The 20,217-nt window shown below is 74.7% G+C and carries 17 protein-coding genes and 1 pseudogene; 10 read left to right on the forward strand and 8 right to left on the reverse strand.

Annotation, left to right across the window (positions count from 1 at the left end; genetic code table 11):
- Nucleotides 1-20 precede the first annotated feature (20 nt).
- The gene (locus KBX43_RS28105) at nt 21-872 is read right to left on the reverse strand and encodes an alpha/beta hydrolase (protein WP_113972631.1); all 852 of its coding nucleotides are present in this window, start codon (nt 870-872) and stop codon (nt 21-23) included.
- 137 nt (nt 873-1,009) lie between these two features.
- On the opposite strand from KBX43_RS28105, the gene KBX43_RS28110 reads away from it, so the two are divergent.
- The 5 genes from KBX43_RS28110 to KBX43_RS28130 all read left to right on the forward strand — a co-directional run bounded on the left by KBX43_RS28110 (nt 1,010) and on the right by KBX43_RS28130 (nt 5,351).
- The gene (locus KBX43_RS28110) at nt 1,010-1,753 is read left to right on the forward strand and encodes an SDR family NAD(P)-dependent oxidoreductase (RefSeq protein WP_210888188.1); all 744 of its coding nucleotides are present in this window, start codon (nt 1,010-1,012) and stop codon (nt 1,751-1,753) included.
- A 109-nt stretch (nt 1,754-1,862) separates the two neighbouring features.
- On the forward strand, nt 1,863-2,747 hold the full coding sequence (locus tag KBX43_RS28115) for an ABC transporter ATP-binding protein (RefSeq protein ID WP_210888191.1): 885 nt from the start codon (nt 1,863-1,865) through the stop codon (nt 2,745-2,747).
- Between the two features lie 16 nt (nt 2,748-2,763).
- Nucleotides 2,764-3,561 carry an ABC transporter permease gene (locus tag KBX43_RS28120; RefSeq protein ID WP_069088902.1) on the forward strand — a complete coding sequence of 266 codons (798 nt, stop codon included), beginning with the start codon at nt 2,764-2,766 and terminating at the stop codon, nt 3,559-3,561.
- Nucleotides 3,562-3,582: 21 nt separating this feature from the next.
- Nucleotides 3,583-4,734, forward strand: coding sequence for a sensor histidine kinase (locus tag KBX43_RS32175; RefSeq protein WP_210888196.1), 1,152 nt, complete (start codon nt 3,583-3,585; stop codon nt 4,732-4,734).
- Nucleotides 4,731-5,351, forward strand: a complete 621-nt coding sequence (locus tag KBX43_RS28130) for a response regulator (protein WP_064448212.1) — start codon at nt 4,731-4,733, stop codon at nt 5,349-5,351. Before KBX43_RS32175 ends, KBX43_RS28130 begins: the two co-directional genes overlap by 4 nt.
- Before the next feature lie 6 nt (nt 5,352-5,357).
- Here the strand turns inward: KBX43_RS28130 and KBX43_RS28135 are convergent, their stop codons facing one another.
- Together KBX43_RS28135 and KBX43_RS28140 are read right to left on the reverse strand one after the other, a co-directional pair.
- Nucleotides 5,358-6,248, reverse strand: coding sequence for a L,D-transpeptidase family protein (locus tag KBX43_RS28135; protein WP_043329151.1), 891 nt, complete (start codon nt 6,246-6,248; stop codon nt 5,358-5,360).
- Between the two features lie 74 nt (nt 6,249-6,322).
- Nucleotides 6,323-7,768, reverse strand: coding sequence for an alpha-amylase family protein (locus KBX43_RS28140; RefSeq protein WP_166456688.1), 1,446 nt, complete (start codon nt 7,766-7,768; stop codon nt 6,323-6,325).
- A gap of 239 nt (nt 7,769-8,007) precedes the next feature.
- On the opposite strand from KBX43_RS28140, the gene KBX43_RS28145 reads away from it, so the two are divergent.
- From KBX43_RS28145 to KBX43_RS28160, 4 genes and pseudogenes are all read left to right on the forward strand, one after another.
- On the forward strand, nt 8,008-9,762 hold the full coding sequence (locus tag KBX43_RS28145) for a hypothetical protein (protein ID WP_233607678.1): 1,755 nt from the start codon (nt 8,008-8,010) through the stop codon (nt 9,760-9,762).
- Nucleotides 9,759-11,228: an NADH-quinone oxidoreductase subunit NuoF family protein gene (locus tag KBX43_RS28150; protein WP_064448215.1), complete on the forward strand. Its 1,470-nt coding sequence runs from the start codon at nt 9,759-9,761 to the stop codon at nt 11,226-11,228. The genes KBX43_RS28145 and KBX43_RS28150 overlap by 4 nt, the downstream gene beginning before the upstream one ends.
- A gap of 16 nt (nt 11,229-11,244) precedes the next feature.
- Nucleotides 11,245-11,829, forward strand: a complete 585-nt coding sequence (locus tag KBX43_RS28155) for a redoxin family protein (RefSeq protein ID WP_210888199.1) — start codon at nt 11,245-11,247, stop codon at nt 11,827-11,829.
- Nucleotides 11,826-12,698, forward strand: a pseudogene (locus tag KBX43_RS28160) (cytochrome c biogenesis CcdA family protein); the annotation flags it as partial. The gene KBX43_RS28155 and the pseudogene KBX43_RS28160, both read left to right, overlap by 4 nt.
- 53 nt (nt 12,699-12,751) lie before the next feature.
- On the opposite strand, the gene serS reads toward KBX43_RS28160, so the two are convergent.
- From serS to KBX43_RS28185, 5 genes are all read right to left on the reverse strand, one after another.
- Nucleotides 12,752-14,035: a serine--tRNA ligase gene (gene serS, locus KBX43_RS28165; RefSeq protein WP_210888202.1), complete on the reverse strand. Its 1,284-nt coding sequence runs from the start codon at nt 14,033-14,035 to the stop codon at nt 12,752-12,754.
- Nucleotides 14,036-14,504: 469 nt separating this feature from the next.
- The gene (locus tag KBX43_RS28170) at nt 14,505-15,617 is read right to left on the reverse strand and encodes a MerR family transcriptional regulator (RefSeq protein ID WP_210888204.1); all 1,113 of its coding nucleotides are present in this window, start codon (nt 15,615-15,617) and stop codon (nt 14,505-14,507) included.
- 31 nt (nt 15,618-15,648) lie between these two features.
- The gene (locus KBX43_RS28175) at nt 15,649-16,824 is read right to left on the reverse strand and encodes a trans-acting enoyl reductase family protein (protein ID WP_210888207.1); all 1,176 of its coding nucleotides are present in this window, start codon (nt 16,822-16,824) and stop codon (nt 15,649-15,651) included.
- 31 nt (nt 16,825-16,855) lie between these two features.
- Nucleotides 16,856-17,992, reverse strand: coding sequence for an alcohol dehydrogenase catalytic domain-containing protein (locus KBX43_RS28180; protein ID WP_210888210.1), 1,137 nt, complete (start codon nt 17,990-17,992; stop codon nt 16,856-16,858).
- Nucleotides 17,989-18,414, reverse strand: coding sequence for a hypothetical protein (locus KBX43_RS28185; RefSeq protein WP_064448221.1), 426 nt, complete (start codon nt 18,412-18,414; stop codon nt 17,989-17,991). The genes KBX43_RS28180 and KBX43_RS28185 overlap by 4 nt, the downstream gene beginning before the upstream one ends.
- A 160-nt stretch (nt 18,415-18,574) precedes the next feature.
- Here KBX43_RS28185 and KBX43_RS28190 point away from each other — a divergent pair.
- The coding region (locus KBX43_RS28190; protein ID WP_210888214.1) for an AAA family ATPase at nt 18,575-20,217 on the forward strand (1,643 nt) is incomplete at its 3' end.

Below are 20,217 nucleotides of genomic sequence, written 5' to 3' on the forward strand. Positions count from 1 at the left end.
GATCTTGATATCTCCGTGGGTCAACGCCGTCGCGGGGCCTCGGCGACCACTGTCGGGGAATACTCGTTCGCCGCCTCGACCGCCCACTCCAGCGCGTAGTCCGCCTCCTCCTCCCAGCCCGGTTCGCCGCCGACGAAGTGCGACCGGCCGGGGAACTCCCGGTAGCCGGTGAGCGCCGTCGAACTCCGGTAGAGGTTGGCGATCGAGCTGGCCAAGGTTGCGGGCACCACGTGGTCCTCGCCGCCCGCGGTGATCAGCAGCGGGGCGCGGTCGCTGCGCTTCTTGTCGATCTCGGTGGCGGAGTTCGGGTCCAGGTTGGCGAACGCGGCCTCGAACAGCACGTGCCCAGCGCCCGGTACGGCGTACCGCTCCCAGGCGGCGTCGGACTCCTGCTGGCTGATGGTGTTGCCGAAGGCGTACCGGAAGTCCTCCGGCGTGAACGGCACGGCGCGGTGCCGGTTGGCCGGGTTGTGCAGGATCGAATATCCGGACCGCAGCGTGCTGGGCGGCAGCTTGAGCACACCCCGTACCGGCGCGGGGTGCACGGCGACCACCGCGGCGCCGAGGCGGCGGTCCGCCAGCAACTGGGCGATCAGGCCGCCGAACGAGTGGCCCATGATGATCGGCGGGCGCGGCAGGCCCTTGACGATCGCCGCGTAGTGGTCGGTGATGTCGGCGATGCGCTGCGCGGCGATCGGGGCCGGGTCGGCCCGCAGCTCCTCCACCTCGCGGTCCATCCCGGGCCAGGCGGGCGTGAGCACCTGGAAGCCGCGCGCGGCGTACCGCTGCGCCCAGTGCTCCCAGCTCCGCGAGGTCATCCAGAGCCCGTGGATGAGCACGATCGTGTCGACCCGTCCCGTCGGTGCGCTCATGTCCGCCTCCCCGTTTCGCCGCTGGACGGCCCGCGCGTACCCGGACTGGGCGCCGGCAATCCTGCCTGACCGGCCGGACAGGAATTGACGGCTGACCCGGATGATCAGCGTCCTGAGTCGACTGTCAGGATGACGACATGACGGTCAGACTTGCCGACAGGGTCGCCCTGGTGACGGGCGGGAGCCGGGGTATCGGCGCCGCCGTCGCGCGCCGGCTGGCCGAGGACGGCATCCACGTCGCGTTCACCTACCGCACCGCGCAGGACAGCGCGAAGTCCGTGGTGGCCGAGATCGAGGCGTACGGGCGGACCGGCCTGGCGATCAACGCGGACAGCGCCGACGCGACGGCCGTGATCGGCGCCGTGGACCGGACCGTCGCCGAGTTGGGGCGGCTGGACATCCTGGTCAACAACGCCGGCGTGTTCGCGGGTGGGCCGATCGAGTCGGTCAGCCTCGACGCCCTGGACCGGGCGATCGCGGTGAACGTGCGCGGGGTCTACCTCGCCACCCAGGCGGCGGTACGCCACATGGGCGCGGGTGGGCGGATCGTCAACATTGGCAGCAGCTTCGCCAGCCGCGTCCCGGCACCGGGGGTGAGCGCGTACGCGATGACCAAGAGCGCCGTGAACGGGCTGACCCGGGCGCTCGCCCGCGAACTCGGTCCGCGTGGGATCACCGTCAACCTGATCCTGCCCGGCTCGACCGACACCGACATGAACCCGGCGGACAGCGCCGGCGCGGACGGGCAGCGGTCGCACATCGCCCTCGGCCGGTACGCGACCCCGGACGACGTGGCGGCGACTGTCAGTCACCTGGTAGGCCCCGGCGGACGGCACATCACCGGCGCGTCGATCGCGATCGACGGCGGCGCGACGGCCTGATCGGCCCCAGAGCGTCCCGCGTCGGCGGTGTGACCGCCTGACAAATGTCACGGCCGGAAGGTGACTGCCGCTCCGGGGAACCGGACACCGCACGCCGGAGCATCGGGACATGACCGATTCCGCACCGGCCGTGGACCTGGCCGGACTCACCAAGACCTTCGGCCCGGTGACCGCCGTCGACGGGCTCGACCTGCGGATCGCCCCCGGTGAGGTGGTGGCGTTCCTCGGCCCCAACGGCGCCGGCAAGACCACCACAGTCGACATGCTGCTCGAGCTGGCCCGCCCGGACGCCGGCACGGTCCGCCTCTTCGGCGGCGAGCCGGCCGACGCCGTCCGGCACGGCCGGGTCGCCGCCGTGATGCAGACCGGTGGCCTGCTCAAGGACCTCACCGTCGCCGAGACGGTACGGATGACCGCGCACTTCTACGGCCACACCCGGCCGGTGGCGGAGGTGCTGGAGCGCGCCGGCATCGCCGGGATCGCCGACCGGGCGGTGGGCAAGTGCTCGGGCGGTCAGCAGCAGCGCCTGCGGTTCGCGCTCGCGCTGCTGCCCGACCCGGACCTGATGGTGCTGGACGAGCCGACCACCGGCATGGACGTCGAGGGCCGGCGCGACTTCTGGCAGGCGATCCGGGCCGACGCCCGCTCCGGCCGGACCGTCCTGTTCGCCACCCACTACCTGGACGAGGCCGACGCGTACGCGGACCGGATCGTGCTGATCCGCCAGGGCCGCGTGGTCGCCGACGGCACCACCGCCGAGATCAAGAACCTTGCCGCCGGGCGGGTGGTGCGGGCGACGCTGCCCGGCGCCGACCAGGCCGCGCTCGCCGCGCTGCCGGGCGTCCGCTCGGTCGAGGTACGCGGCGACGCGGTCCTCGTGCACACCGGGGACTCCGATGTGGTCGCCCGGCACCTGCTGACCCGCACGGACGCCCGGGACCTGGAGATCACCTCACGCAACCTCGAGGACGCCTTCCTCACCCTGACCGCCTGAACCGGGGAGCCTCGCCATGACCGCCACGACCTCGTCCACCACCGCCCGCGCCGTCGACCGCCGGCCGCCAATGCTCGGCGGGTTCTGCGCGCCGGTGCTCGCCATCGAGATACGCCGGGTGCTGCGCAACCGCCGTACGCTGCTGTTCATCCTGGTCATGCCGGCGGTGTTCTTCCTGCTGTTCGGGCTGCCCACGCGCGGGGAGAAGCTGGACAACGGGCTGCCGGTCACCGGCTGGATCATGATCAGCCTGGCCGTGTACGCGGCCATGGTCGCCACCACCAGCGCCGGCGCGGCCGTCGCCACCGAACGCGCGCTGGGCTGGAGCCGGCAACTGCGGCTCACTCCGCTGCGCCCCGCCGCGTACGTGGCGACGAAGGTGGCCACCGCGATGGTGCTCGGCCTGCTCGGCGTACTCGTGGAGTTCGCCGTCGGCGCGGCCTCCGGAGTCCGGCTGCCGGCCCACGTCTGGGTCGAGTCCGGCCTGACCGCCTGGGTCGGCGCGCTCGTGTTCGCCGCGCTCGGGCTGTTCGTCGGCTACCTCGCCCCGGCCGAGAACGTCATGCAGTTCATGGGTCCGGCGCTGGCGATCCTGGCCATGCTGGGCGGCCTGTTCGTCCCGCTGGAGCTGCTGCCCGACGTGATGCGGCAGATCGCCAAGTTCACCCCGGTGTACGGGGTCGGTCAGCTCGCCCGCGCGCCGCTGACCGGCACCGGGGTGGACTGGGCGGCGGTGGCGAACGTGACCGCCTGGACCGTGTTCTTCGGCCTCGGCGCGGCCCGGCTGTTCCGCCGGGACACCACCCGTGTCTGAGCGGGGTCTAGCGTGGTCGGCGTGACGTCGCCGCCCGGTCCGGCCCGGCCGGTGAACCGCCACTGGCGGTTCACCGGCTGGCTGCTGGCGGCGGTCTGGCTGTTCTTCCTCAACATCCCGCTCGGCACCGCACTGCACCAGCCGCAACTGTGGCGGCGGCTGGTCGGGATCGGCGCGCTCGTCGCGTTCGCCGTGGCGTACGTGCTGATCTTCGAATGGGCCCGGGGCCGACGGCAGCGCCATCGACCGGTGCCGCCCGGCCGGGCCCGGCTGCTGATCGCCGTGCTGCTCGCGCTCGGGCTGGCCGGGATCCCCGGCACCGGCGGCGACTGGCTGACCACACTGGTCTTCGTCGGGGCAGCCGCGGTGTTCCTGCTGCCGTCGGCAGAGGCGCTGGTCGTGGTGGTGCTGGCCGCGGCGGCGCCGCCGGTGACCGCGCGTCTGGTGCCCGGCTGGGAGCACGAGAGCACGCTCGTCTTCGCGGTGCTGCTCGCCTCGTTCGCGATGTTCGGGGTGAGCCGGCTGGCCCAGCGCAACGGCGAACTCCAGGCCGCACAGCAGGAGATCCGCCGGCTGGCGGTGGCCGAGGAACGCGCCCGCGCCGCCCGGGACCTGCACGACATCCTCGGGCACTCGCTCACCGTGGTGGCGGTCAAGGCCGAGCTGGCCGGCCGGCTGCTGGAGCTGGACCCGGCCCGCGCCGCCACCGAGGTCGCCGACATCGAGCGGCTGGCCCGGGAGGCGCTGGCGGACGTGCGGAGCACCGTCGGGGCGTACCGCGGGGTGGATCTGGCCTCCGAGCTGGCCGGCGCGCGGTCGGCGCTGACCGCCGCGGGCGTCGTCGCGGAGCTGCCGGAGTCGGTGCCGCCGCTGCCGGCGGACCGCGACGAGCTGTTCGGCTGGGCGGTCCGCGAGGGGGTGACGAACGTGGTGCGGCACAGCGGCGCCCGCCACTGCCTCATCCGGGTGGAACCGTCGGCGGTGGAGGTACGCGACGACGGCCGGGGCCCGGCGGACCAGCATGGCCCGGCCGGGCACGGGCTGGCCGGGCTGCGGGAGCGGGCCCGGCGGCTGGACGCGACGGTGACGGTGGCGCGGCCGGACGACGGGCGTGGCTTCCTGCTCCGGGTGACGGTGCCCGCAGCGGATCCGGACGGAGGGACGCGCCCGTGACCGAGCCGATCAGGCTGCTGCTCGCCGACGACCAGGCGCTGGTCCGGGGCGCGCTCGCAGCGCTGCTGTCGCTGGAGCCGGACCTGACTGTGGTGGCCGAGGTGAGCCGCGGCGACGAGGTGGTGCCGGAGGCGCTGCGCGCCGGCCCGGACGTGGCGCTGCTCGACGTGGAGATGCCGGGCCTGGACGGGGTGGCCGCGACCGCCGCGCTGCGGGCCGCGCTGCCGTCCTGCCGGGTGCTCGTGGTGACCACGTTCGGGCGGCCCGGCTACCTGCGCCGGGCGATGGAGGCGGGCGCGAACGGCTTCGTGGTCAAGGACACCCCGGCCCGGCAGCTCGCCGACGCGGTCCGCCGGGTGCACGCCGGGCTGCGGGTGGTCGACCCGGCGCTCGCCGCCGAGACGCTCGCCACCGGGCCGAGCCCGCTCACCGAGCGGGAGACCGAGGTGCTGCGTACGGCGCGCGGCGGCGGCACGGTGGCGGAGCTGGCGGCGACGTTGCACCTGTCCGAGGGGACCGTACGCAATCATCTTTCCGCAGCCATCGGCAAGACCGGCGCCCGCAACCGGGCCGACGCGGTGCGGGTGGCCGAGGCCAACGGCTGGCTGCTGGGCTGAGCCCGGTCAGGGCAGGCGGTCCACCACGACGAAGGCGGTGCCCGGCTCGACCTCGGTCAGCAGCAGGCGCTGGGCGCTGCGGGTCAGCCGGATGCAGCCGTTCGTGACGTTCTTGCCGAGCGTGTCGTCGTTGTACCAGCTGTGCAGTCCGATGTGGGCGCCGCGCAGCCCGGTCGGCACCGCACCCGGGTCGTCCGGGATCGCGCCGAGGGCGAATATGTCGACGCCGCCGTAGACGGCCTCCGGGGGCGGGGTGCGGCCCAGCACGAACGTGCGGCCCAGCGGGGTGAGCTGCCCGGACATGCCGAGGCTGACCGGCCAGGTGCGCATCGCGCGCCCGTCCCGGCTCCAGGTGAGGCGGTGGGTGCGCCGTTCCACCACGATCTGGTCGCGCAGCGCCACCGTGGTCCAGCCGCCCGAGGGCAGCCAGGCGATGGTGCGGTTGGCCGACGGGAGCAGCACGGCGGTCCAGCCGGAGCGGCGTTCGACGATCGGCACGGTGAGCCGTACGCCGTTGATGGTCGGCGCGAGGAAGGCCAGTGGCCGGCCGCCCGGCGCGTCGTACGCGGCCACGTTGCGGTTCGGGCGCAGCCCTTCGCCGAGCTGGCGGGTGTCGGCCGGATCCGGGTCGGGCGGGAAGCCGCGCGGCGCCGGGTCGTAGGTGATCACCGGCAGGTCGTCCGGCGGGCGCGCGGCGGGCGGCACCGACTCGTACGGCGACGGGCTCGGCGCGGCGGTCGTGCTCGTGGGCGCGGCGACGACCGGCGTTGACGGGCGCGCGGGCGTGACGGTGAGCGCGCGGCCGACCAGCAGCGCGGTGACGAGCAGCAGCGGTACGGCGAGCGCGGCGATCAGCCAGCCGGGAGGTCGGCGCGCGGCAAACCGGTCGAACAGCACGAAACTGACTGTAACCGACCGGAAGCCCCCGTACCCGGTACTACGGGTACGGGGGCTTCGCGGCCCGGGGTGGCTCAGCTGAGCTTCGCGCCGATGTGGATGGCGATCGCGTCGTGCGCGGGGACGTTCGCGGCGAACCAGCCGGACGAGTCCACCGTGATCACCGGACCGCTGCACGAGCCGTTGCTGAACGTGCCGTGGACGACGTCGCAGTAGCGGCCGGCCGGCAACCCGGTGTAGTACGAGCGGCCGTTCACCGCGCTGCCCTCGTCGTTGATCGTCAGGTAGCCCTTGCCGGTACGGCTGAACGCGATGTGCTGGTAGCCGTTGTCGTACCAGTTGGAGACCCCCGCGCCCTCGGTGGCGTTGCGGAAGCCGACCATGTTGGCGATGACCGGCCAGCGGTGCTCGCACTCCCAGCCCGAGTAGCAGGTGACGTTGGTGATCCGGTTGCTGCCGTCGGCGGGCGGGCCCTGGTCCCGGCCGCTGTAGGTGAAGCTCGACATCACCGCCGGGGTGCCGTACGGCCAGGCCAGCATGAACGCGTTGGCCAGCGCGTACGTGCCGCGGTCGCGGTAGGTGAGCACGCCGCCCTCGCGCTGGGTGTCGTGGTTGTCGGTGAAGACCACCGCCTTCGCGCTCGACAGGTAGCCCCAGGACTCACCGAAGTTCTTCAGGTACGCCAGCCGCTCGTTGTTGAACATCCGGGCCAGGTCCTTGCCGTACCGGAACTCGTGCACGTCACCGTTGCCGGTGTACTCGGTCGGCTGGATCGGCTCGCCCGCGCCGTAGATGACCTCCTGCACCAGGTACGCGCTGCGGTTCAGCTTGGCCTTGATCGCGGCGATGTCGGCGGCCGGCATGTGCTTGCTGCCGTCCAGGCGGAAACCGTCGACGCCGAGGGAGAGCAGGTCGTTGAGGTACGCGGCGAGCCGGCCGCGCACGTACTCCGACTCGGTCTTGAGGTCGGCGAGGTTGACCAGCTCGCAGTTCTGCACCTCGTACCGGTCGTTGTAGTTGGCGATGTCGTTGTTGCCGTTGCGCCCGCAGTAGTGGAAGTCCTGCGCCGAGTAGATGCCGGGATAGTTGTAGTGGCCGTACGACGAGCCGGCCCAGCCGGTGCCGCCGTTCTCCTGGCCGGACATGTGGTTGACCACGGCGTCGACGATCACCTTCACGCCCGCCGCGTGGCACGTGTTCACCATGGACTGGAACTGCGCGCGCGTGCCCTTGCGGGACTCGATCCGGTAGCTGACCGGCTGGTACGACACCCACCACTGGTTGCTGTTGACGTGCTCCTGGGGCGGGGACACCTGCACGTAGCCGTAGCCCTTCGGGCCCAGCGTGCTGGTGCACTCGGCGGCCACCGACGTCCAGTTCCACTCGAAGAGCTGGACGATGACCTTCTTGGCGCCCGGGGTGGCGGCGGTGGCCGGGGGAGCCGCCGCCGTGATCGGGACGAGCAGGCTGGCGGCCAGGCCCAGGGCGAGCGCCGCGGCGCGGAATCGGCGTCGATGCATCAGGACTCCTGCGGGGGTGCGGGGGATGCGGGGGAGTGGAGCCTGTCTCAGTGCTGGCTTCTTGCAGCCCGCGCTGAAATTTTGCGGCAAGGTTACGAGAATGTTGCAAGGACTGTCAACGTATGGGCATTCGTCGTTGCGTCAGGCGCTACACGCGCGTCCGGACCGGACGGTTCGAAAAACCGGCCGAGAAATTCGCCACCGGAGGTGATCCGTCCGCGCCGTCGCTCCGTACCTGAGTGGGGAGCAGGGTCGGCCGGTGGGGGCGCCGCCGCGAGACGATCGAGGAGCAGATGGCCCGGGCACAGCAGAACGAGAAGACGACGACCGTCCGGACCACCACCAGCAGCCGTGGTGCCCGGACCATGTCGAAGTCCGCGATCGCGGCGCTGACCGCTTCCGCACTCGGCCTCGCGTGGGCCGGAGTGGAGCTGGCCGGCGCCGGCGGGCTCATGTACTCGTACGGATTCTTCTTCACCGAGTTCTTCGCCGGGGTGGTCGCCCTGGTCGCGCTCAGCATCACCGTCATGCTGGGCCTGCTCGCCACCGACCGCCTGGTGCTGCTCATCCGGCACCGCGTGCTGCTCCAGTCCGCGCACCGCGCCACCGGCGTGCTCGGCGTGGCCGGACTGGTCTTCCACGTCATCACCAAGGTGGCCATCGGCCGGGCCGGTCCCACCGACGCGGTGGTGCCGTTCATCGGCGGCGCCGGCCTCTACGTCGGACTCGGCACCGTCGCCGCGCTGCTGATGGTGGGCGTGCTCTGGACCGGAATCGTCCGGGTCCGGTTCGCCGGCGTCGGCCCCAAGTGGTTCTGGCGGGCGCTGCACTCGATGGCCTACGTGTCCTGGCCGTTCGCGCTGGTGCACGGCCTCAACGCCGGCCGTCCCGCGGCGACCTGGGTGCTGCTCAGCTACCTCGCCTGCGTGCTGGCCGTGGTGCTGGCGCTGATGGTGCGGCTCTCCGTCCACCTGGGTAAGCGCAGCCGGGAACAGCACCAGGCCGCCGCGCTCAACAAGGCCATGGCCGGCAAGGCCGAGGAGCGGACCGGCGTGTTCGCCGTGCTCACCCGCAAGAAGGACACCGCGAAGGAGGACAGCGGCGCCGGCCGGGGCCGCTGGGCCGAGGCCACCGCCACCTGGACCGCGCCGGCCGGCACCGCCCGGCGGCGCGACCCCGAGCGGTTCGCCGTACCCGTGGTGCCGGAACCCGGGTCGCTGCGCGAACCGGTCCGCGCGTCCGCCCGCCGCCGCGACGAGGAGCGGGTCGCCACCCGGGTACGCGAGGAGGAGCGCGAGCCGGTCCTCTTCGACCGGGACGAGGAACTGGTGCCGGCACGCCGGTCCGACAGTGAACGCTCCCGCCGTCGTCGCCGGTCCGAGGAGGAGCCGGCGGGCCGCCGGTCCCGCACCGACGAGGAGCGGGTGAGCCGCCGGTCCCGGACCGACGAGGAACGGGTCGGTCGCCGCTCCCGGGCCGACGAGGACGTCGCCGCCCGCTACTCGGCCCCGCCGGAGAGCGGTGGCCGCCACTCCGCGCCCCCGGACACCGGGGGCCGCCACTCCGCCCCGCCGGACAGCAGCCGGTACGCCACCCCGGCCGAGGTGGCCCGCTACTCCGCGCCGCCGCGTGCCGGCAGCGAGCCGGAGGAGCCGTGGGACAGCCCGCGCCGCTGGGAGACCCGCCCGGTCTCCGGTGAGCCGATCTCGGCCGGGCCGATCTCCGGCAGCCCGATGTCGGCGCAGCCGCTCAGCGGATCCGGCCGGCGCTACCGGGACGAGGAGGACGTGCCGGAGGAGCCGGACTACTGGCGCCCGCCGGCCCGCTACGACGCCGACGAGGCGTTCGTGGACGACACCCCGACGCTCGTCGACCTCGCCTCCCGTCGCGCCATGCGGGCCGGCAAGGACAGCCGGTCCGGCCGTCGCAAGCGGGCCGACGCGGACGCGGTCGACGGGGCGTACTGGGCCGGGCTGCGGGGTGAGGCCCGGTGACGCGGCAGACCACGGTCCCACCGGTCGCCTGCGTCGGCGAGCCCCGCCTGACCGCCGGGTTCGCCGAGTTCGGCCGGCTCGACCTGCTCGCCCACGAGGAGGTGCACGGCCCGATCGGCCCGATGGAACCGGCGGCGCTGCTGCGGCTCGCCGAAGCCATCGACCTCAAGGGCAAGGGCGGCGCGGGCTTCCCGTTCGCCCGCAAGCTGCGCGCGGTGCTGGAGTCCTGCGAGCGGCAGGACCTCTCCGCCGTGGTCGTCGTCAACGCCACCGAGGGGGAACCGGCGAGCTGGAAGGACAAGGTGCTGCTCACCCGCGCCCCGCACCTGATCCTGGACGGCGCCGCGCTGGCCGCGTTCGCGCTGGACGCGGAGGAGATCGTCATCGGCGTCGCCGACGACGACGTGGGCCGGCCCTCGCTGGCCGAGGCGCTGAAGGAACGCCGGATGCCGGTGCCCACCACGATCGTCACGGTGCCGCACCGGTTCATCTCCGGCGAGGGCGGCGCGCTCGTCAACGGCATCAACGGCCTGCCGCACATCCCGCCCGGCACCAAGAAGCGCTCCAGCGACTCCGGCGTCGGCGGGCTGCCCACCCTGCTGTCGAACGCCGAGACGTACTCCCAGCTCGCCGTCGCCGCCCGGATCGGCCCGTACGAGTACGCCGCGCTCGGCACCGACGACGAGCCCGGCACCGTGCTGCTCACCGTCACCGGGTCGGCGAAGCGGCCCGCCGTGGTGGAGTGCGCCGCGGGCACCCCGCTGCGCGAGATCCTCGACCTGTGCGAGGTCCCGCCCGGCCCCGGCATCCTGATGGGCGGCTACCACGGCAAGTGGATCACCGCGGCGGCGGCGGACCGGGCCGAGGTGTCCCGCAAGGGGCTCACCGCCGTCGGCGGCACGCTCGGCGCCGGCATCATCGTGCCGCTCGGCGCCGACACCTGCCCGCTCGGCGAGGCCGCCCAGGTCGTGCGGTACCTGGCCGGTGAGTCCGCCGGGCAGTGCGGCCCGTGCAAGATGGGCCTGCCCGACCTGGCCCGCTCGGTCGACCTCGCGGTCTCCGGCAGCGCCCCGGTCGAGCTGGTCCGCGCCGCGGCCGGGGACGTCAAGGGACGCGGCGCGTGCAGCCACCCGGACGGCACCGCCCGGTTCGCGCTGTCCGCCATGGAGGTGTTCGCCGACGACCTGCGGCTGCACGCCACCGGCGAGGGCTGCGGCAAGCGGGTCAAGGGCATGATGGGCCTGCCCGGCGCGCCCGACGCCAACCCGCAGAAACTCACGCTCGACTGGTCCCGCTGCGACGGCCACGGGCTCTGCGCGCACGTGGTGCCGGACTTCATCCGGCTCGACGGCAACGGCTACCCGGCGTTCCCGCCCACCCCGGTGCCGACGTGGCTGCGCGAAGGCGCGCTCAAGGCGGTAAAGGTCTGTCCCGAACTCGCGCTTCGCCTGGTCCGGGCCGAGTAGAACCCAGGAGCCGCCGATGCGTACCGCCGTTCGTGTGACCGCCGCCGTCGTACTCGCCGCCACGCTCGCCACCGGCTGCGCGGCCGGGCCCGAGGCCGGGGCGGTGGCACCCGCGGCCCCCGCCGCCGCGCCCCCGGACGTCGCGTCCCCCGCCGCGACGCCGGGCGGGCCGACGTCCGCGCCACCGGCCGCGGTGCCGGCCACGCTGGCGTTCACCGGCAAGACCCTCGACGGTACGGCGTTCTCCGCCGCCGCCCTGGCCGGGCGGCCGGTGCTGCTCTGGTTCTGGGCGCCCTGGTGCGCCACCTGCGCCAGCCAGGCGTGGACGGTCGCCGAGATCGCCCCCGCCTACCGGGACACGGTCCCGATCGTCGGCGTCGCCGGGCTCGGCGAGCAGAAGGCGATGAAGGACTTCGTCACCGAGTTCGACCTGGGCGGCACGACCCAGATCGACGACCGCAACGGCGCGCTGTGGCGCCGTTTCAAGGTGACCGAGCAGAGCACGTTCGTCGTCCTGGACCGGACCGGCCGGGTCGTCCACCAGGGATTCCTGGACGGTGAGGCGCTCACCCGGCAGGTCGATACGCTGGCCCGGGGATGACCGGCGCGCTGCTGCTCGCCCTGACCGCCGGCATGCTCGGCGCGGTCAACCCGTGCGGCTTCGCGATGCTGCCCGCGTACCTGTCACTGCTCGTCGCCGGGCCCGACGGCGGGCGCGGCGCGGTCGGCCGCGCGCTCACCGCGACGGCCGCGCTCACCCTCGGGTACGTGCTGGTGTTCGGCGCGTTCGGGCTGGCCGTGGCACCGGCCGCCGACTGGTTGCGCCCTCGGCTGCCGTGGCTGACGGTGACGCTCGGCGTGCTGCTGGCGCTGGCCGGGTGCTGGCTGCTCGCCGGCCGTCGGCTGCCCGCCCCGCGCCCGCTGCGCGTCGCGCCCCGGCTCACCCGCACCTGGCCGTCCATGGTGCTGTTCGGCGCGGCGTACGCGCTCACGTCGCTGAGCTGCGCGATAGCGCCGTTCCTGGCGATCGTGGTGACCAGCATGCGGGCCGGGTCGCCGCTGCGCGGGCTGGCGCTGTTCGGCGCGTACGCGCTGGGCATGGCGCTCGTGGTCGGGGTGGCCGCGCTCGCCGTGGCGCTGCTGCGCGGCCGGGTCGTGGCGCGACTACGCGGCGCGGGCGCCTGGGCGCCGCGTCTGAGCGGCCTGGTGCTCGTGGTCGCGGGCGGCTACGTCGCCTGGTACGGCTGGTACGAGGTGCGCCTCGCCCAGGGCCGGTACGACGCCTTCACCGACCCGGTGATCCGCGCCGCCGCCGAGGTCCAGCAGACCCTGGTGAACGCCGTCGACACTCTGGGCCCCGCGGTCCTCGCGGCCCTGCTCCTGGCCGCCGTGCTCCTCACCCGCCCCCGCCCCCTTTCCCGCGATCTTGCGGTTGGGGCCCGGGCGGAAGGGGTGAAGCGGACTTCTCGCGGGCCGGAAGTGCAAGATCGCGGGAACGGGGGCGGCGGCGGCGGGGGAGCGGGTCAGCGCGGGGTGAGGCGGTCGGTGCCGAGCTTGTCGCGCAGGACCTCCGGGACCACCACCGAGCCGTCGGGCTGCTGGTGCTGCTCCAGGATGGCCGGGAACAGGCGGCTGGTGGCCAGCGCCGAGCCGTTGAGCGTGTGCACGAAACGGGTCTGCTTCGCGCCCGGCTCGCGGTAGCGGATCGCCGCCCGGCGCGCCTGGTAGTCACCGGCCCAGGAGACCGACGACACCTCCTTGTACTTGCCGGTGCTCGGCATCCACACCTCGACGTCGAGCGTCTTCTTCATCGAGGCGCTGGCGTCACCGGCGGCCAGCAGGCTGGTCTGGAAGTGCAGACCCAGCTTGCCGACCAGGCCCTCGACGTGCCCGACCATCGCCTCCAGCGCCGCGCCCGCCTGCTCCGGCAGCGTGAACTGGAAGATCTCCACCTTGTTGAACTGGTGGCCGCGCACAGTGCCGCGCTCGTCGGAGTGCGACCCGGCCGCCTCGCGCCGGTAGCACGGCGTGTACGCGAACGCCTTCAGCGGCAGCTTCGGCGTCTCCAGGATCTCGTCCTGGTACGCGCCGAGGATCGCCGTCTCCGCCGTGGGCAGCAGGAACTGGCCGCGCGAGGACGACTGCTTGTCGATGTGGTAGACGTCGTCGTGGAACTTCGGGAACTGCCCGGCCGCGTAGCCGGCGCTGTCCAGCAGCAGGTGCGGCGGGAGCAGGAACTCGTAGCCGGCCTGGATGTTCTGCTCGATCAGCCAGTTCACCAGCGCCCACTCCAGCCGGGCGCCCAGACCGGTGTACATCCAGAAGCCCGAGCCGCCGAGCTTCACGCCCCGCTCGTGGTCGACCAGGCCGAGCGCGCGGCTCAGCTCCACGTGGTCGCGCACCTTATCGATGTCCGGCGCCTCGCCGAACGTCCGCACCACCCGGTTGGCCTCCTTGCCCCCGGCGACCACGTCGTCGGCGGGCAGGTTCGGCAGCTCGCTCATCACCGCGCGGAGCCGGGACTGCACCTCGTCGAGCTGGGACTCCAGCTCCGCGAGCTGCTTGCGCTCGGCCTCCGGGGCGACCGGCTGCGGCGTGCCGCCGGACCGTTTCGCCTCCGCGTACGCCCGCGCCTCGGCCTTGCGGCGCTGCCGCTCGGCGTCGATCTCCGTGATCAGGGCGCGTCGTTCCTGGTCGAGCCGCTGGATGTCGTCCAGCGTCCGGGTGACCTCGGCAGGATCCAGACGCTTCGCCAGCGCGGTCGCCACCGCCTCGCGATCCTTCCGGATCAACTCCATGTCGAGCATGCTGCTCGTACGCCTCCGTCCAGGCAGTCAGGTGGGACCTCCAGATGCTACCGTCGCGCCCCCGTCGCCCCGGCCCGGCCCGCACAGCCCGCCGCCGCAGGGCCCGTTTCGGTGACGGCGCGTGACGGTGGTGCTGTCGGAGGGGTGTACTCACAGTCCGTGACGGTGCGCTGGTGCCCGCTCCGACCCGCGTCCGCTGGCCGGCGTGCTGACCTGGTCAATCTGACGGATCCGCCTTCGGGCGGGCTTGCCCCTTCGGCGACTTTGCTCTGCAGCCACCGACGCGGCGTTCGACGCAGCGTCAGCGTCGCGCGGATGGTTGCAGAGCAAAGTCCGCGAAGGGCAAACATCCCGGGGGAGCGTTCGCATCACGCACAGTCACTGGCGTCTTCCGCCGGGGCCTGGCTGAGGCCGGGTGGCGGAGGCGGGTGACGGAGGCCGGGTGGCGGAAGCCGGGGAGCGCTGAGCGTCAGAGGCGTACCGGCATCAGGACCGAGAAGGCGTGCGCGTCGTCGGTCCGTCGCACGGCCAGCGGAGTGATCGGGCCGTCCAGCTCCAGCACGAGCTGGCCGTCGCCGGACCCCAGCGCGTCCAGCAGGTACTCCCGGTTCACCCCAACCCGAAGCGCGTCAGCGCCGGCCGCGCCGGCCGGGTCGACAAGGCGCAACTCGCCGCGGCCGTCCAGGCCGAGCGCCACCACCTCGTGCTCGACGCCCTCGTGCGCGCGGTGGCAGACCGGGACGCCGTCGGCGGTGAGCGCCGCGCGCAGCGCCGCGCCGTCGACCGGGATCCGGTACGCGGGTACGTCACCGAGCTGCGCGCGCAGCAGCCGGCGGTAGTCCGGGAAGTCGTACGGCAGCGGTACGGCGGTCAGCGGCCGGCCCGCCACCGTGACGGTCACCCGGCCGGGAGCGACGACGACCTCGGCGACGTCCGAGCCGTCGGGGCCCGACACCGAGCCGGCAGCGTCCAGCAGCGCCCGCAGCTCGTCGACGGCGGCCACCGGCAGCAGCACGCTCACCGGCGGGCCGTCGACGGTGCCGGCGACCCGGGCCACGGCGAGCCGGAACCGGTCGGTGGCGAACAGGTGCACCCCGTCGAGGGCGACCTCCAGCAGCACGCCGGACAGGACCGGCAGCTCGGGATCGGCGCCGACGGCGAAGCGTACGGCGTCCACGGCGGCGGCCAGGTCGGTGCGGGCCAGCGCGAGGCGGGTGGTCACTGTGGGCTCCTCCGGGTCGATCAGGCAACGGATCCGGGAGAGCTCGCGACGCGCGTCGGCCAGGCCGTCCTCCAGGCGGCGCAGGTGCGCGTCCAGCAGCCGGTGCACCTCGGCCGGCCGGTGCCGGTTCCGCAGCGCCTCGGCGATGCCGGCCAGCGGCATCCCGACCCGCCGCAGCCCGGCCACCAGCCGGGCCGGGTCCACCTGCTCCTCGGTGTACCAGCGGTAGCCGGTCACCGGGTCCACCCGGGCCGGGGCCAGCACCCCGGAACGGTCGTAGAACCGCAGCGCGCTGACCGTCAGGCCACTGGCCCGGGCCAGCTCGCCGATGCTGCGAAGCTCGCTCTCCACGGCCGTCATCCTGTGACCTCAAGCGGGTCGAGGGTCAACCTCACGCCGGCAGCGTGCGGAACGTGATGCCCGCGCGTACCAGCCGGTCCAGCAGCGCGTCGCCCATCGCCGCGACCGGCGTGACCTGCCCGGCGGTCTCCGGCAGGTCGTCGAAGGCCAGGCAGAGCGCCGACTCGGCGAGCATCTTGGCCGTCTCGTCGTAGCCCGGGTCGCCGCCGGCCACCTCGGTCACCACCCGGCGGTCGCCACCGGTGCCCACGAACCGCACCCGGAACCACGACTTGGCCCGCTGCTCGGCCGTCGGGCCCTGCCCGGAGGCGAGCCGCCCGAGCAGCCAGCGCCGCGTCGGCGCCACCTTCACCAGCCCCATCACACCGGCCAGCCCGACACCTGCGACGAGCACCGTGGGCAGCCGCTTCAGCGCGGCGAAGTGCCGGTAGCGGAAGTCCGGGCCGTACTCCGGGCGGGCCGCCGCGGACCGGCGGACCACCTGCGGGTCGATGGTGGGCAGGGGCACCGCCCACTGGCCGAACTCGCGTACCCGGCCGACCTTGCCCGGCACCGCGCGGACCCGGCGCCCGTCGGGCTTCGGCTCCATCGCCCGCCGCGCCCGCGCCGCGCGGCTCGTCTCACCGGTACGGGAGAACGCGGTGAGCGCCGAGTGGTACGTGCCGGCGGAGAACCGGCCACCGGCCCGCACGTACCCGTCCACGGCGATCGGCCCGTCTGCGGGCAGTTGCTTGACCGTGTACCAGACGCCCAGGTCGTGCGGGATCGAGTCGAAGCCGCAGGCGTGCACCAGGCGGGCCCCGGTGCGTACCGCCTCGGCGTGGTGCCGCACGTACATCCGGTCCACGAACTCCGGCTCACCGGTGATGTCGAGGTAGTCGGTGCCGGCCGCGGCGCACGCGGCCACAAGCGGCTCGCCGTGGTGCACGTACGGCCCGACGGTGCTGGCCACCACCCGGGCGCACTCCGCCACCGCGCGCAGCGACGCCGGGTCGGTCACGTCGGCGGTGAGCAGCGGCAGCTCGGCCAGGGCCGGGTCGATCGCGGCGAGCCGCTCCCGCACCGCGGCCAGCTTGTCCGGGTTACGCCCGGCCAGCGCCCAGCGCAGCCGCTCCGGCGCGTGCCGGGCCAGGTACTCGGCGGTCAGCCCGCCGGTGAAGCCGGTGGCGCCGAACAGGACGAGGTCGTACCGACGGTCTGCGCGCATCCGCCGAGTGTGCCATCCACGGCGCTCACCTTCACGGCGTGAAGACCACCCGGACGCAGCCGTCGGCCCGGTCGCGGAACAACGCGTACCCGTCGGCGCCGCGCTCCAGCGGCATCCGGTGCGTGGCCAGATGCTCGGTGACCAGCTCGTCGCGGGCCATCCGGGCCAGCAGCTCCGGGATCGCCGTCGCGCCCCGCCGCCGGGCCGCGCGGACGGCGAGGCCCTTGTCCGCGAGCGCGCCGAGCGGGAACCGGTCCACCACCCCGGGCCGGGCATCGAGCACCACCACGACGCCGCCCTTGCGGCACGCGTGCACCGCCTCGCGCAGCGCCGCCCCGCCGTCCGCCTCGGTCAGCGGCCACCGGTTCGGCTCGGCCGGCACCCCGGAGGCGTCGACGCAGACGTCCGGGCCCCGGCCGCCGCTGCGCTCCCGCAGCTCGGCGAGCACGTCCACGTACCTGTGGTTGAGCGCCTCCACCCCGGCGCGCCGGGCGACCATGCTCAGCCGGTCGTCCCGGTCGTCGACCACGATCACCCGGTCCGCGCCCCGGGCCACCGCCGCCCCGGCGGTGAGCTGGCCGACCGCGCCCGCGCCCCACACCGCCACCACGTCGCCCGGGGCGACCTCGCCCAGCTCCGCGCCGTACCAGCCGGCCGGCGCGGCGTCGGCGGCGAACACCGCGCGGTCGTCGCTCACCGACTCCGGTACGGCGAACGCGCCCACGTCCGCGTACGGCACCCGGACGAACTCGGCGTGGCCACCGGCGAACCCGCCCAGCCGGGCCGGCCGGCCGAAACCGCCCGCTGACGGCTGGCCCCACTCCGGCTCGGCCGTCACGCCGCTCGTGCCGTTGTCGCAGCAGGCGAGCAGCCCCTGCCGGCAGAACCAGCACGCCCCGCAGGCCACCGCGGCGCCCACCACCACCCGGTCGGCGACCCGGTGCCGGCGTACCTCCGTACCGACCTCGACCACCTCGCCGAGGAACTCCCGTCCGAGCACCTCCCCGGCGGACGCCTCGGGCACCCGCCCGCCCAGGAGCGGCAGGTCCGCGCCGCAGGTGATGCTGCGCCGCACCCGCACGATCATGTCCTGGGCGTTGCGCAGCTCCGGGTCCGGGACGCGACGTACCTCCACCGCGTCGGCCCCGGCCCAGCACAGCGCCCTCATCGCACCGGTCCCGGCCGCTCCAGCGGCGAACGGTCCGCCCGCAGCACCTCGCCGGTCTCCAGGAGCTGCTTGGTCTGCCGCAGCACGTGGCGCAGGTACCGGCCCGGGTCGTCACCGACCAGGTGCGCGGCGAACCCCGGCAACGTGCACTCCCCGCCCAGCGGACGGATCGCCAGCTCCGTGCCGCGACCGCCCGGCGCGGGGCGGGCCCACACCTCGACCGCCCCGTCGAGACGGCGCAGCGGCTCGGGCCACCGCCCGGCCGGGAGCACCCGCTCGGGCTCGGCGGCCACCGTCACCTTCTGCCAGCGCCCCGGCCGTGGATCCGTTGCGGCCCGCTGCGGCAGGCGATCGGCCAGCCTCCGCGCCCCGCCGGCCGCCAGCGCCAGCGCGCCCGCCGCCAGCCGTCTGATCCGCGCCACCTGACCTCCCGAGGTCCCGGCCTCGGGCGGCCGGCGCTGCCCGGCCGGCCGCCCGCGTGCCTCCAGGGTGGGCGAGGGGCGGGTGAGCCGGGGTCGCCCCGAAGGGGTGAACCGGCCCGGTTCGGGTAACCGCTGCCCGCGTCGACAGGGGGAGGGATGCATGCCGGAGGAGGCCGACCAGGTCCGGTTCGTGGCCGCGCCGCACGACACCAGCGAGATCACCGGTACGTCCGATCTGCGTACCGCCGGCATCGATTCGCCCGACCTGGCCGGTGGTCCGCTGCCGGGCGGCCCGCCGCTGCTGGCGTCCCGGTTGACGCCGCCGGCGCCACCCGAGCCGGGTCTGCTGCGGCCCCGGCTGGTGGAGCGGGTGGAGCGGGGCGCGAGCGGGCCGGTGACGCTCCTGCTCGCGCCGGCCGGCTGGGGCAAGACGGCCGTGTTGTCCACCTGGGCGCGGGCGGAGCGGGACGGCCCGGCGCCGGCCTGGGTGACAGTGGGTGAGGGCGACACGGCACGGCGGCTCTGGGGCTACCTGGCGGCGGCCCTGCGGACGGCCGCCGTCGACGACCCGGACGAGGGACCACCGCCACCGGTGCCGGACGGCCCGCCCCGGCCGGAACAGCTGGAGTCGCTGGCCGCCGCGCTGGCCGGACGGGAACGGCCGGTGCTGCTGGTCCTCGACGACCTGCACCGGGTCACCGACCCGGCGGCGCTGTCCGGGCTGGAGTTCCTGCTCCAGCACACCGACGGGCGGCTGCGGCTGGTGGCCGGCGCGCGGCGCGAGCCGCCGCTGGCGCTGCACCGCTGGCGGCTGGCCGGCGAACTGACGCTGATCGGCCCGGACGAGCTGGCGTTCACCACCGACGAGGTCGCCGACCTGCTGGTCGCGCACGGTGTGCCGGTGCCCACCCCGGCGGTGCCCCGGCTGGCCGAGCGCACCGCCGGCTGGCCGGCCGGGCTGCGCTTCGCCGCGCTCGCGCTGGCCGACGGGACCGACCCGGCCCGCGCGGTGGACCGGTTCGCCGGTGACCAGCCGGACGTCGCCGCGTACCTGCGGGACGAGGTGCTCGCCCCACTGGGCCCGGCGACCCGCGACGTCCTGCGCCGCGTGGCGGTGGCCGTCGCGGTCCGCGCCGACCTGGCCGCCGCGCTGACCGGGCGGGCCGACGCCGGGCAGGTGCTCGCCGAGGCGGCCCGGGACGGCGGCTTCCTCCTCCAGGACGGCGGCAACCCGCAGTGGTACCGGCCGCATCCGCTCCTGGCCGACGTGCTGCGGGACGAACTGGGCCGGCTGCCCGCCGACGAGGTGCGCGAGCTGCACCGGCGGGCGGCGGACTGGTACGCCGCCCATGACCGGCCGGCCGAGGCGGTACGGCACGCGCTGACCGCCGGTGAGTGGACCGCCGCCGCCGAGCTGCTGGTCAGCCGCTGGCCCGAGCTGACCCCGGACGAGCCGGCCGCCGCGCCGGCCCCGCCGGAGCCGCCCGCGCACCAGGTCCGCCGGGATCCCGAGCTGGCGCTGGCCGCCGCCGCCGAGCGGGCGTACGCCGGTGATCCGGCCGCCGCCGACGGGCAGCTGCGGCGGGCGCTGGCCCACGCCGACGACCTGCCCGCGCCGCGCCGCGACCGGTTCCGCCGGCTGGCCGCCGCCGTGGAGCTGAGCCTGGCCCGGCTCGGCGGGAACCACCAGGGGGTACGCGAGGCCGCCGACCGCCTGCTCGCCACCGCTTCCGGCCCGGCTGCCGACGCCGGGGCCGACCCGCGTGCCGGGTCGGCCGAGCGCGACGACGTACGCGCGGTGGC

It is taken from the genome of Micromonospora sp. C41, assembly GCF_018070485.1.
Classification (GTDB): Bacteria; Actinomycetota; Actinomycetes; order Mycobacteriales; family Micromonosporaceae; genus Micromonospora; species Micromonospora chalcea.